At 38.1% G+C, this 13,432-nt stretch carries 9 protein-coding genes; 1 reads left to right on the top strand and 8 read right to left on the bottom strand.

The window, feature by feature from the left end; genetic code table 11:
* Positions 1-5 precede the first annotated feature (5 nt).
* Positions 6-953 (bottom strand): ParB/RepB/Spo0J family partition protein, encoded by a 948-nt coding sequence (locus G5B11_RS07425; protein WP_173727414.1) that lies wholly within the window; start codon positions 951-953, stop codon positions 6-8.
* On the bottom strand, positions 953-1,720 hold the full coding sequence (locus tag G5B11_RS07420; protein ID WP_173727413.1) for a ParA family protein: 768 nt from the start codon (positions 1,718-1,720) through the stop codon (positions 953-955). Before G5B11_RS07420 ends, G5B11_RS07425 begins: the two co-directional genes overlap by 1 nt.
* A 1,751-nt stretch (positions 1,721-3,471) precedes the next feature.
* On the opposite strand from G5B11_RS07420, the gene G5B11_RS07415 reads away from it, so the two are divergent.
* The gene (locus G5B11_RS07415) at positions 3,472-4,431 is read left to right on the top strand and encodes an alpha/beta fold hydrolase (protein WP_173727412.1); all 960 of its coding nucleotides are present in this window, start codon (positions 3,472-3,474) and stop codon (positions 4,429-4,431) included.
* A gap of 791 nt (positions 4,432-5,222) precedes the next feature.
* Here the strand turns inward: G5B11_RS07415 and G5B11_RS07410 are convergent.
* The 6 genes from G5B11_RS07410 to mnmG form a co-directional block, all read right to left on the bottom strand.
* A complete protein-coding gene (locus tag G5B11_RS07410) occupies positions 5,223-6,965 on the bottom strand; it encodes a DUF4340 domain-containing protein (protein WP_173727411.1) in 1,743 nt (580 codons plus the stop codon).
* On the bottom strand, positions 6,965-8,443 hold the full coding sequence (locus G5B11_RS07405; RefSeq protein WP_173727410.1) for a GldG family protein: 1,479 nt from the start codon (positions 8,441-8,443) through the stop codon (positions 6,965-6,967). The genes G5B11_RS07410 and G5B11_RS07405 overlap by 1 nt, the downstream gene beginning before the upstream one ends.
* A gap of 12 nt (positions 8,444-8,455) precedes the next feature.
* Positions 8,456-9,319: an ABC transporter permease gene (locus tag G5B11_RS07400; protein ID WP_173727409.1), complete on the bottom strand. Its 864-nt coding sequence runs from the start codon at positions 9,317-9,319 to the stop codon at positions 8,456-8,458.
* The gene (locus tag G5B11_RS07395) at positions 9,303-10,439 is read right to left on the bottom strand and encodes an ABC transporter ATP-binding protein (RefSeq protein ID WP_173727408.1); all 1,137 of its coding nucleotides are present in this window, start codon (positions 10,437-10,439) and stop codon (positions 9,303-9,305) included. The genes G5B11_RS07400 and G5B11_RS07395 overlap by 17 nt, the downstream gene beginning before the upstream one ends.
* Before the next feature lie 297 nt (positions 10,440-10,736).
* Complete coding sequence (gene rsmG / locus G5B11_RS07390) at positions 10,737-11,486, bottom strand: 16S rRNA (guanine(527)-N(7))-methyltransferase RsmG (RefSeq protein ID WP_173727407.1); 750 nt, start codon at positions 11,484-11,486, stop codon at positions 10,737-10,739.
* A 66-nt stretch (positions 11,487-11,552) separates the two neighbouring features.
* Positions 11,553-13,421: a tRNA uridine-5-carboxymethylaminomethyl(34) synthesis enzyme MnmG gene (mnmG, locus tag G5B11_RS07385; RefSeq protein ID WP_173727406.1), complete on the bottom strand. Its 1,869-nt coding sequence runs from the start codon at positions 13,419-13,421 to the stop codon at positions 11,553-11,555.
* Positions 13,422-13,432 lie beyond the last annotated feature (11 nt).

Here is a 13,432-nt window from a genome sequence, read left to right as displayed (position 1 = left end):
TCTCCTTATCTGATAGATTCAAACAGCTCAATAATTCTTTCCAACTCATCTCTTGAATAATATTCGATTTCAATTTTTCCTTTATTATTCTTTTTTCTTTGGATATGAACCTTTGTGCCCATGATTCCTTTCATTTTTTCTTCCAGACTTTCATAGATCACATCCTCTGTAGTACTGCCTACATTTCCCTTTCTTTCTTTTGCAGGCTCAAGAAGCTTCTTTACCAGTTTTTCAGTCTCCCGAACACTAAGTTTTTCATCGAATACCTTCATTGCAACGGAATACTGTGTGTCTGGTTCTGTAATCGCAAGGATTGCCCTGGCATGGCCTGCAGAAATCATTTCATCAATCAGCATTTGCTGCACTTTGGGAGCCAATTTTAAAAGTCTCATTGAATTTGTAACCGCAGTCCTGCTCTTTGATACTCTTTCTGCGATCTCGTCCTGTTTCAGCGAAAATTCCTCAATTAGACGCTTATATGCCATAGCTTCTTCAATAGGATTCAAATCTTCCCGTTGAATATTCTCAATCAGTGAAATTTCCACAACCTGCTGGTCACTTAACTCTTTTATAATTACCGGCACTTCTTTTAATCCTGCCAGTTTTGCAGCTCTCCATCTTCTTTCGCCTGCAACGATTTCGTAATAGTCCTTTTTGTCGGACACTAGTAGTGGCTGTAAAACTCCGTACTGTTTAATGGACTCTGAAAGTTCTAACAATGCATCTTCATCAAACTGTTTTCTTGGTTGACTTCGATTTGGCTCAACCTTTGAAATTTTCACGGTTAACACAGACTTGTTATCTTCGCCATGTGAATCCTTACTTTTCACAGATATTTCTGTCGTTTCTACTGAAGTATTTTCTTTTTTAGCAGTTGTTTTTACTTTCTCTCCGTTCTTTTCAGGAAACAAAGCATCTAATCCTCTTCCCAATCCTGTCTTCTTTGCCGCCATTACTCACCCTCCCTGTTGATTACTTCCTCAGCCAGGAGGCGATAGCTTTCTGCGCCTGCTGACTTCGAATCATAGATTGTAATTGGCTGACCATAGCTGGGAGCTTCTGCCAGTCTGACATTTCTTGGAATAATAGTTTTATAGATATTCTGATCCAGATTATCCTTTACATTTTCTACTACCTGTAACGACAAATTTGTCCTTGCGTCATACATGGTAAATACAACGCCTTCAATCTCCAGAGAATTATTCAATCTGTCTTTTACCAATTCAATCGTATGGATCAGCTGTGACAGTCCCTCCAACGCATAATATTCGCACTGAATAGGTACCAGTACAGAAGTAGCAGCTGTCAATGCATTGATTGTAAGCATATTCAATGAAGGGGGACAATCCATGATAATATAATCATAATTATCTCTTACTTTATCTATAATCTTTTTTAATATATACTCTTTTTCATCAATACCAACCAGTTCTATTTCTGCACCCGAAAGATTAATATTTGATGGTATCAGATCCACGTTCTGTACCACATCTTTCACAATTGTATTTTCTATTTCTGCTTCATTTAACAGAAGTTCATACAAAGTATTCTCTGTTGAGTTTTTATCAACACCTAATCCACTGGTAGTATTTCCCTGCGGATCAATGTCTATTGTAAGAACCTTTTTCCCCCATTCGGCAAGACACGCTGAAAGGTTAATTGCTGTTGTAGACTTGCCTACGCCACCTTTTTGGTTGGCAACAGCTATAATTCTCCCCAATGCTCTTCCTCCTTCTTGTGTTACTTCTATTTAAACTCCCCTATTTCCTTTTGATACCAAAATCAAGAATTAATTTTTTGACTTACATTACAGTTCGATCTGCAAATATATATGTTCACATAAACTGTTGTACTTATATTATCATGAATGTTTGAACTCAGCAACTATATATCATGATACTAGTACAAGTCTAACTCCACATGAGTTTGCTCATAAGTAGATGAAAGACCTTGGCACACGTCATTCAAGAATGCCGAGGCATTCTTGCTGCGAGGTGCGCGTCATGCAATTGCATGACATACTTCTCCTGCGCGCCTCTGCAATCCTGCCGGAGGCTATATCAGCTGGGGGATTGACTCCCACCACTGATACCAGCTTGTTTCTCACCACCTATAGAGGTGGGAGTCATCTCCCAGCTGATATAATTATAAAATCAAAACGTCAAGTTCATATTCAAGACAGTTTTAATCTTTTTCCAGACTGCTCTTTTTGTTCTTTCTGAATCTGATTCTTTTCTAATAAATTATAACACTTTTATTTTTTTCATGCTACATAATGTTTCACGTGAAACATAGAAAAAGATGTTTTATTTGTCAATAAACTTGTGTAATATGATAATTTGTAAAAAGCCAAAAATAATTCAAGAATGCCGAGGCATTCTTGCTGCGAGGTGTGCGTCATGCAATTGCATGACATACTTCTCCTGCGCGCCTCTGCAATCCTGCCGGAGGCTATATCAGCTGGGGGATTGACTCCCACCACTGATACCAGCTTGTTTCTCACCTCCTATAGAGGTGGGCGTCATCTCCCAGCTGATATAGCCAAATCACATAAGTCACCTATTTCAATTGTAGAAAACAATGAGCAATGGATAGGAGCTTGCGGACTTGATAATATCAGAAAGAGTGCCGTTCCTTCTGATATATTGTGGAACAGTTACTTTGTTATGAACAAACAGTGAAACAGATTACGAATGTGGGTTTGAACAAATACGAACCTCATGATTTGAATCATTTAATGAATACGCATATCTCAATCAGAATTACTTAATGAATACGCATATCTTACTCAGAATTATTAAAAACCAAAGTAACAGACATCATTCATGAAAGAAATGAATCTTAATGAATCTGTCCTATACATTTCAAAGCTTCAACAAAAATCCAGAATGAATTTAGTAAAGCGTGCTGAACGATAATTAATCGAATAATGCAAGATAATTTTTACTCAGCAAAAGACAAAATTATTGATGTAGTTGGCTTTAACTCAAGTATTGGATATGTATATGCCGCAGTGAGAAAATAAGACCAGTTATTTGCAAAACAATGTACCGGTAAATAATTGATATGAATAACAAAAATGTTTTATGTTACATCCTAATAGGAAACTTAACATTGTAAATTCACCAAATTTGGCTTATAATATGAACTATAATGTAGCTAAAAAGTATTTTCATAGTTACAAAGAAAAATGGCAGCTATTCAGAAGATAATAACCCGTAAAATTTTTGACATGTATTTTGCCAAAATTCCGAGACATACAAAGCAAATACCATCACCAAAAGTAATTTGGCGCTCACTTCTTGTAATAGTGGTCGTCACCTCGCATCCGATATAACAGGAAGACTTTTGGGTATGCATATTACAAAACAGTCCGTATATTCATGCTCCGTAAGTTTTTGCTATTTGAATTAATTTAGATTATTATAATATTTTTTAATGAGAATTTTTTAATCATCAGGAGGGATTGTAATGAAAGAACATAACCGAAAAATTATTACTCTTGCAGCTCTGACTACAATTGCTGCCGGAATTATCCATGTAGCAAACCGTTGTATTGCTGCATCCTCCCAAATTAAGAATTTGCTTCCAGCAACTGAAAACCAATATTATGATTGGAGATTTGGAAAGGTTTTCTATACAAAAAGAGGATCTGGAAGTCCAATATTATTGATTCATGACACAATAACAGGTTCTTCAGGATATGAATGGTCATTAACTGCTGATCGTCTTGCAGAAGAGCATACTGTATATACCATTGATCTTTTAGGTTGTGGTCGTTCTGATAAGCCTGGAATCACATATACTAATTTTTTATTTGTACAGTTGCTTTGTGATTTTACTAAGAATGTAATTAAAGAAAAAACAGATGTAATTGCTTGTGGTTTTTCATGTTCTTTTATTACAATGGCTTGCCGTTATGACAATACCTGTTTCAATAAAATTATATTTGTGAATCCACCCAGCATCAATTCCTTAAAGCAATATCCTTCTGAAAAGAATAAATTATTCAAATATTTAATTGAATTCCCCGTTTTTGGAACATTAATATATCATATGATTGTTTCACGTGAAACAATTAGTAATTTGTTTATTGATAATCTCTATTTCAATCCGTTCCATGTAGATGATCGAACAATTGATGCTTACTATGAATCAGCTCATAAAGGTGGCTATTATGCCAAATACATGTATTCCAGTCAAAAATCCAAATACATGAATATCGACATTAGCAAAAGTATTCAGGAAATGGATAATAGCATTTATATTCTAACAGGCGAAGCTGAATATAAAAGAGAAGCTATTGTCGATGAATATATGCAGCTAAATCAGTCTATAGAAACATCCGTTATAGAAAAAAGCAAGCATTTTCCACACATGGAAAATGCATCAGGATTTTTAAACGCTATTTCTGATTATCTAATTCAATAATCTAGATTTGCATATATTCTGGATTTTAACAACATAACTGTGGAATAGTTATTCGGTTATGACAAGTAACAAAGCGGATTGCAAATATCCGTTAAATTACAATTTCAAATAACAAACAAATTGGTTTCACTCCTACTAAGTCCCTCAATTTCTCGAGGGACTTAGTACGTTTTTCATGCCAGTAGTGGCATGTTTCAGTAAATATATTTCACTTGTATCTAGTACAGTGAAAATTAAATATCTACTATATCTACTATATTGGCGCAGAATGATTTTCTCATATGCAAGGTGAAGGGTGGAGGCGTAGTGGTGGCTACAGCGACTGCCGACAACACAACATACGGAAAATCAGACAAGTCAATATGGTGGTTGCTTAATATTCACTATACCAGCACATCCTTGCAAAGCAATTTATATGTACTAGTGATATTACTCTGTAAGATTCCCATTACAACTAAAAGTGACGGTGATAAATCACAACACTCCAAATATCGGACTTCAAACACAATTTGGGATGTTAAAAATATCACCGTCACTTTTATCACTTTTTAACTCAGATGAGAAGGCCCCACTTCTATAAGTGATGAGTAATAAGAAATACTCCATGGGATAACATAGCACAAAGTAATCCGTAGATATCATAATTTGAGGCTTTTACCCTATCATCATTATAATAGTACTTATCAAACTGAGGATAAGATAAACTCCAGATTACTTGACAAGCCAAAAATTTCTGATAAATTTTATATGTCTTGAAAATTTCAAAACTATATCATTCGCTTTTTAGTCGCCTAATCTACATCTACACCATTTGTATTATCAGTATTATCTGCTGAATTAGAATCTTCATCAGTAGCATTCTCTTCACTTACCAAATCCGAATTTTCATCAGATGATTCAGAATCTGTTTGTCCTACAAGAGTTTTATAACTATCAATCAATTCTTTTACTGTCATCTTATTTACCAAATACACCTTCTGACCAACAACAGCTGCATAAAAATTGGTATCATATTGATAATAGTCAATCTTTGTCTTTTCACCGTCTACATCCTCTAATTCTACATCAAAATCTGATTTATTGTTATTTTCATATTTTTCCGTCAGTCGTTTCTGTCCGGTCATATTAATCAGCTTATTATAAAATGTAGTAAATGGAGTGCTGTCATCCAATTCTGTTCCATCCAGCTGATAGCTTAAGGTTGTAGTACTTGTTGTGGAAGAATCATCACCACTATTATCCTCAGATGTTTCACGTGAAACATCAATTACATGCGTCTCTCCCTGATATTCTGCCTGCAAGCTTTCAAGATTGTTTACAGAAAGATAGCTTACTGTCATATCCCAGAAATCTTCTTTTGTCTTTCCAAGGAATACAGATAATGTATCATTTGAGATAGTGTATATTTCTTTACTGTTATTTACCATTACATATCTTCCGTCATCATCAGACTGATCACCTACAAGAATTGTCATCTCACGATTCACCATTCTAGTCTGAGTATCTGATGAATCCGTAACAGAGGTATCTTTTTTCTCTGTAGAATCCGTAGCGGAGGTATCTTCTTCTGTAGAATCTACAGCAGAGGCATCATCCTTATCTTCTGTAGAATCCGTAGCGGAGATATCTTTCTTGTCTTCTGTAGTGTCCTGCTCATCTGTGGAATTTTCTTCAGATGCATCTCCATCTTCTGAAGAATCACTTTTCTCCTCCACTTTCTCCTGATAATCAATGGTAATAGTTCCATAAGGTTTATCCAGACCATACTCTGAAAGATCTTTACAATTGTAATTTACAAATGATCCATAAGCAATGCTTGCAATCGATGAAGTAAGACTGCTGACTTTTGCGGAGTCTGCTTTCTCGGCCCCGTCCTTATCCTGGATATTCCAAAGCCCAGTATTATCATCTTTGGTCAAAGTGTAACTATCATCATTTTCATCAACTGTAACATTGCTGACCGTTGAAGAATCTATAACAGGGAATGTTCCAGCTTTTGCATAATCATACAAGGTCTTCATAAATGGCTGGAATACTGAATCTGCTACAACATAAATTTTTGACTCATCTTCACCATTTTCTACATAATACTGACTTGTAGATGCATTTTCCATTCCCACATGCAGTACTGTCTCTTTACCATCTTTATCAGTTATCGTAATAGTATTTGTAGGATTATCTAAGCCATACTCCGTAGTATCTGTAACATTGTCCAGAACACGATCCACTTCAACATTATTCAGACTTCCTATGGCCTCAATCAGTTTATCCTGATCTACCGGAAAGTCCCTTTCATCGCTTTTAACCCATTCATCATTATTTTTTTCAAAAGTAACTTCTTTCTTATCAATCACAAATTTGATTGACTGAACATCCTCGGAGGAAATGGAGAAAACCTGGGTTTTCTCCTCTTCCTCTTCTGCATTTTCTTTTTCTTCCTGTTTGGCCACATATGTCTTAACACCTACATATGCACCGCTTAAAACGACTAATACTGCAACTGCAGTTATCAGATTCATTGATTTTTTTTTCATCAGGCTTTTCTCCTCTTAAACCAGATCACAAAACCTGCCACTAAAAAGATACCAGGGATCAAACCAATTGTACAAATCTTCCAGAAACTTGCATCATAATCAGATATTGTCAGATATGATACTTCCAGGCTCTTGGACGGAATAGAAACAGTGGTTGTTTCCTCTGTAGATACCATAGAGTTAAGGCTTTCTGTTACAAGCTTCTCATTTCCTCCGGAAACCAGCTGATTCATTTGCGAATCCATAATATAAGAAGAAGAATAGTAGATTATTTGAGTCTTTTTTCCATCTCCCACATCTTCTTTGATGCTTACACCAAGAGCAAACGGCCCTTCTACATCTCCGTCTTCCTTTTCCAGCGTCTCACTTTGCAGGTTTGTTTTTGAATAAGCACTGTCAGATGTTGTAAGAATATCCTCAACGGTTACAGTATCTCTAACATCATCAAGCTTCTGGATTCCCTGTGCGTAAGGCATGATAATATAATATCCGGAAGAGGCTGTTTCAGAGGATGCGTCTGTACTGTTAACAGTAGGAAGCAGATAATATGGCATCTGCATTCCGTAATGCTGGTTATCTCCCTCAAAAACAATGCCATCAGCTGCTTTTACTCCGTAGTTTTCAAGCACAGCAGCAAAATTGGACAATGTACTCTCTGTATAATCGGAGAAGACCATTGCTTTTCCTCCATTTTCCAGATAATCCAATAATGCTGTTTTTTCATCCTCAGAAATATCGCTGGATGGAGAATCGATCAGCAGACACGCTGCATCATCCGGCACACTGCCCTCACTGATCAAATTTAGAGTCTTGATCTCCATATTGGCCTTTTCAATATCTTCTTTTATGGTGCTGTCCAGTTCTTTCTCTCCATGTCCTTCCAATGTATAAAGAACAGGAAGATTCTCTGTTGTTACATAAGCAATCGCACTTGTGATCTGTCCTTCTCCATCAAATCCGGTTGTTTGGTAACTGTAAGTATTATAATCCATTGTAGATTCGTACATATCATTATAATTCACTACTTTATTTCTGTCGCCACATGCAACGATCAGACTATTGGAAGATACCTGATCACTGGTGTATTCAGAAACAAATTTGGGACTTACAACCGGATCCTTCAATTCAACCTTCACATGTTTGGACTCATCTGCGTATTTCTGAAGCAGATTACTGATAGTTTCATCCTCAGAACCGCTTTGAGCAATCTGATAGATGGTAACATCCTTGTCCAGATTATTCAGGACTTTCTTTGTCTCATCACCAATACTGTACAACTGCTGATCACTAATATCAATCTGTGTATACTTGGATGGCAGTTTTCCTACGATCATGTTGATCACTACCACGATTGCCACAAAAATCACGATCAACAGCGTACTGTAAGAGCCGTTCCGCAGATATTTCTTATTAAGCGGCATCTTTTCCTTAGATTCTTTTTTTGTCTGTTCGTTTATATTTTTTCCTAACAATTTCATTTCTCCACCTCCTTAATTCCAGCGTCTCTTCACGATTGACTGGACAGTAAGGAATATACAGATTGCAATTACAGAAATAAAATATACAATTCCTGTTACATCCAAAATATTATTCGTAAAGTTCTCGTAATGTGCACTCAGGTTAAACACTTCCAGAATCTTTTGAATCCCGCCTTCAAAAATACTGGATTTCACTATATATGTGACGACAAGTGCGGCTTCTCCACAGATACAGATGACTGCTGATATTATTGTATTCTTAATCATAGTATAAATAATGATACAAAACGCAAGAATCAGGCAACCAAATGCAATGCATGTAGAAAGTGCTGTCTGTGAAAAGAATGAGGAAATGCCACTCATCATGTAAAATGCAAACAGAAATACAAACGTAAGCACTGCTGCGATCACCTGGCTTTCTGTTATGGATGAAAAGAATACTCCAATGGCAATATTGGCACATCCAAGAAGAAAGAACCCAAGAATCGCTGTGTAAGCTCCCTTATAGGATATAGTTCCAAACTTTGACATGATCAGCGGATATGTGCACATCACTGCCATCGGTATTGCAAAAACAGTTACCAATGCCAGATATTTTCCCATTACAATGCCTGTAACAGACACAGGGGATGTAAGAAGCAGCTGGTCTGTTTTCTGCTTTCTTTCTTCTGCCAATACACGCATAGTAAGAATGGGCACACTAATAAGAAATACAAACGTAAGCGCACTCATAGTATACTCAAACTTTGGATAAGCGGATGAAAGCTGATAGGCAGAAAAATAAATTCCTGCTAAAACAAGGATAAAAAATATAAACAGGTATCCGATCATGGAGGTCAGATAGCTTTTTAGTTCTCTTTTATAAACTGCTGTCATCTGGATCTTCCTCCTTTTCTGCCGGTCCGTTTACAGATCCAGCACTTGTTTCTATATCCACATCTGCAACGCTTTCTGTATCTTTTTCTGCAGCTATATCTGTTTCAGTATCTGTATCCATATCTGCGTCTGAAATGGCTGCTTCTGACTTCTTATCAGTTTTTTCATCTTTTGCCTGATCTTGCTTTTCATTTTCGGTAAGTTCAAGGAATACTTCCTCAAGAGAAGCCCTCTTTGTTTTCATCTCAAGGATTGGGCAGTCAGCTTTAACCATACTGTAAAATACCGCTTCTCTTATATCTTTATTTTCATCCAGGGTTAGCGATGCATTCCAAATATTTTCTTCAGATGATTTTTCCAGTTTTATCCGTTTAATGCCTTCCACTTCAGCAAGTGCGTTCTGAATTTCACTGCGATTTCCTTTGATCAGCATATTCAGATTATTAGATCCTGCTGCCAGTTTAGCCAAATTCTCCGGTGTATCACTGGCAACCAGCTTCCCGTGGGAGATAATCAAAACATAATCACATACCGCACTGACCTCTGACAGAATATGAGAACTTAAAATCACAGTATGCTTCTTTTTAAGACCTTTGATCAGTTCCCGGATCTCATTGATCTGTTTCGGGTCAAGACCAACGGTAGGCTCATCCAGAATGATCACTTCCGGATATCCCAGCACTGCCTGAGCAATTCCTACCCTCTGTCTGTATCCTTTGGATAGATTCTTGATCAGACGATGTTTCATGTCCGTTATTTTAACCATATCCATAACTTCTTCGATCATGGACATTTTTTTTGCTCTTGGAATTTTTTTAAGATCAGCGACAAACCGCAGGTACTCAAGAACCGTCATGTCAAAGTAAAGAGGTGGCTGCTCCGGAAGATAGCCAATACATTTTTTCGCTTCCTCAGGCTCCTCCAGAATATCATGCCCATCAATAACAACGCTTCCTTCTGTGGAAGCGATATAGCCGGTGATCATATTCATGGTAGTAGATTTACCGGCTCCATTTGGTCCTAGAAAACCGTAGATTTTGCCTTTTTCGATAGAAAAAGAGAGATGGTCAACCGCTTTGTGATCTCCATACCGCTTGACCAGATTATTCACTTCAATCAAGTTCTTCTCCTCCTTTTTTTGCTGTGAAAGTCCAGGATGACTGCTGACTTTCATATATGGTAATGCGGCACATAGGCCACATTTCCACACAGCAAAAATGCCTCAGCATTTTTGCCGCATGGATACTTCTTTAACATATATTTTATGTTTAAGATGTGAGGAAAATTGTATGATTGTGTGAAAAAAGTGTGATAGTTATGTGTTTCAAATGTGAAATTTCAGGTGTTTTATCCAGTATTTTTCTAGTATTTTATGTGCTACTTTTCGCAGTATTTTATCTGATATTTTATCTGGTATTTATGATAGTATTACCGCTCCTAATGGTTCTTTGGAAGGAAGTCCGGCCTTTCTTGGATACTTCTTTGGTGTTGGTTTTGCCTTGCGTATCACCACAAAGGATCTGTCCATATCTGTGTCTGCAAGGGAAAAACGCACCACCTCTTCTCTTTGTCCTCCCAGGATCTTTACAGCCTTTTCTGCCTGGATAAGCTCCTGGTCAACACTACCAGACTTATAGGAAATAAAGCATCCGCCCGGCTTGACAAATGGGATACAATACTCGGAAAGTGTACTTAAATTAGCAACAGCACGGGATACACAAAAGTCAAAACTCTCCCTGTATCCCTTCTGTTTTGCATAATCTTCGGCTCTTCCATGCACAGTATTGATCTTTGTAAGCCCCAGCATTTCTGTTACCTCATTCAGAAAATTGATTCTTTTATTCAGTGAATCCAGCAAAAGGATCTCCAGCTCTGGGAAAGCAATCTTCAGCGGGATTCCTGGAAAACCGGCTCCTGTTCCTATATCTATCAGCCTTTTTCCAGCCAGCTTTTCCGACTTAAAACAGCTGGTTTTTACCACAGCAAGACTGTCAAGAAAATGCTTAGTGATCACTTCTTCATATTCTGTAATCGCCGTAAGATTCATAACTTTATTCTTCTCTACAAGGTATTCATAATAGGTGAGAAACTGCTGTTTCTGCTCCCCGGAAAGGGTAATAGAAAGCTGTTCCAGCCCTTTTTCAAATGATGTCAGATCATAATTCATCTGGATTTCCTCTTTCTAAATAAATGTGATGTTGGGTGCAAAACACCCAACTATTTTAAGAATGTTTCAGTGGGACAAATATACCAGAAGTACGGAAATATCTGCAGGAGATACTCCTGAAATTCTGGATGCCTGACCAATGGATACAGGCCTGTAAAGTTCCAGTTTTTGTTTTGCTTCCAGACGCAGGCTTCCTACCTTTTCATAGTCCAGATCTGCAGGTATCTTCTTTTCTTCCAACTTCTTAAACTGCTCCACCTGCTTCAGCTGACGACGGATATATCCGTCGTATTTCACATTAATATTTACCTGTTCCTCCACATCCCTGGACAGCTTTGGTCTTGCCGGATCAATAGACTGGATCGCATCATAAGAAAGCTCCGGTCTGCGGATCAGTTCTGCAAGTGTTGTACCGGATTTTAATGGTGTGCTTCCTAAGCTTTCCAGAAGCTGCTGTACCTGCGGTGTTCCTCCAATAGTAGCATTTTCGATCCTCTTAATCTCATCTTTAATCTGCTGCTCTTTAACAAGGATCTTCTGATAAGTGGCATCATCCACAAGCCCTACCTGCCATCCTTTTTTACGCAGACGCAGATCTGCATTATCCTGCCGGAGAAGAAGCCTGTATTCTGCACGACTTGTCATCATACGGTATGGTTCATGGTTTTCCTTTGTTACCAGGTCATCTATCAGCACTCCGATATATGCCTCTGAGCGGTCCAAAATCAGCTGTTCCTGGCCTTTTACCTCCATAGCCGCATTAATTCCTGCTATTAATCCCTGGGCCGCTGCTTCCTCATATCCGGAGCTTCCATTAAACTGTCCTCCACTGAACAATCCTTGGATTTTCTTAAATTCCAAAGTGGGATAAAGCTGCCTTGGATTAATGCAGTCATACTCAATTGCATATGCATTTTTCACGATCTTTGCATGCTCTAGACCAGGTACTGTATGGTACATAGCCTTCTGCACATCCTCAGGCAGGGAACTGGACATACCTCCGATATACATTTCATTTGTATATTCGCCTTCAGGCTCAATAAACACCTGATGCCTTTTTTTATCTGCAAAACGTACTACCTTATCCTCAATAGAAGGACAGTATCTGGGTCCTGTTCCGTGGATCATTCCGGAGTAAAGAGGAGATCGATCCAGATTATCCCGGATGATCTTATGTGTCTCTTCATTGGTGTAGGTGAGCCAGCAGGATTTCTGAGGGATCTGTACATCTTCAGGATCAGTAGAGAAGGAAAACGGCACTACTTTTTCGTCTCCGAACTGTTCTTCCATCTTGCTGTAATCAATGGTATTTCCTGCGATTCTGGCCGGTGTACCGGTTTTAAAACGGAACATTTCAATTCCCAGCTCCTTCAGGGAATCTGTAAGATAATTGGCTGCCTGAAGGCCGTTAGGTCCTGTATAATTGCTTATATCCCCATAAATACACCTTGCCTTCAGATAAGTGCCTGTACAAAGAACTACTGCTTTACAATGATAAATAGCGCCTGAATATGTTTCCACACCTGTGATCCTGCCATCCTGTACCAGCAGCTTTGTCACCTCGCCCTGACGAATGGTAAGGTTCTCCTGATTTTCCAGTGTTTTACGCATTTCATTGCTATAAGCCTGCTTGTCTGCCTGGGCACGAAGGGAATGAACGGCCGGTCCTTTGGAACAATTCAGCATCTTTGACTGTATAAATGTTTTGTCAATATTCTTCCCCATTTCGCCGCCAAGTGCATCCAATTCTCTTACCAGATGTCCCTTGGAACTGCCGCCGATATTAGGATTACAGGGCATAAGCGCAATACTTTCCACACTGACTGTAAACATAATGGTATTAAGTCCAAGGCGTGCCCCTGCCAGTGCTGCCTCACAGCCTGCATGCCCTGCACCTACAACAACAATATCAAAATCTTCTTCTATTCTTTTCATTTGCTGTCTGC

It is taken from the genome of Blautia glucerasea, assembly GCF_013304385.1.
Classification (GTDB): domain Bacteria; phylum Bacillota; class Clostridia; order Lachnospirales; family Lachnospiraceae; genus Blautia_A; species Blautia_A ammoniilytica.
The sequence above is the reverse complement of the archived record's forward strand: the minus strand, read 5'-3'. Positions and strand labels throughout refer to the sequence as shown.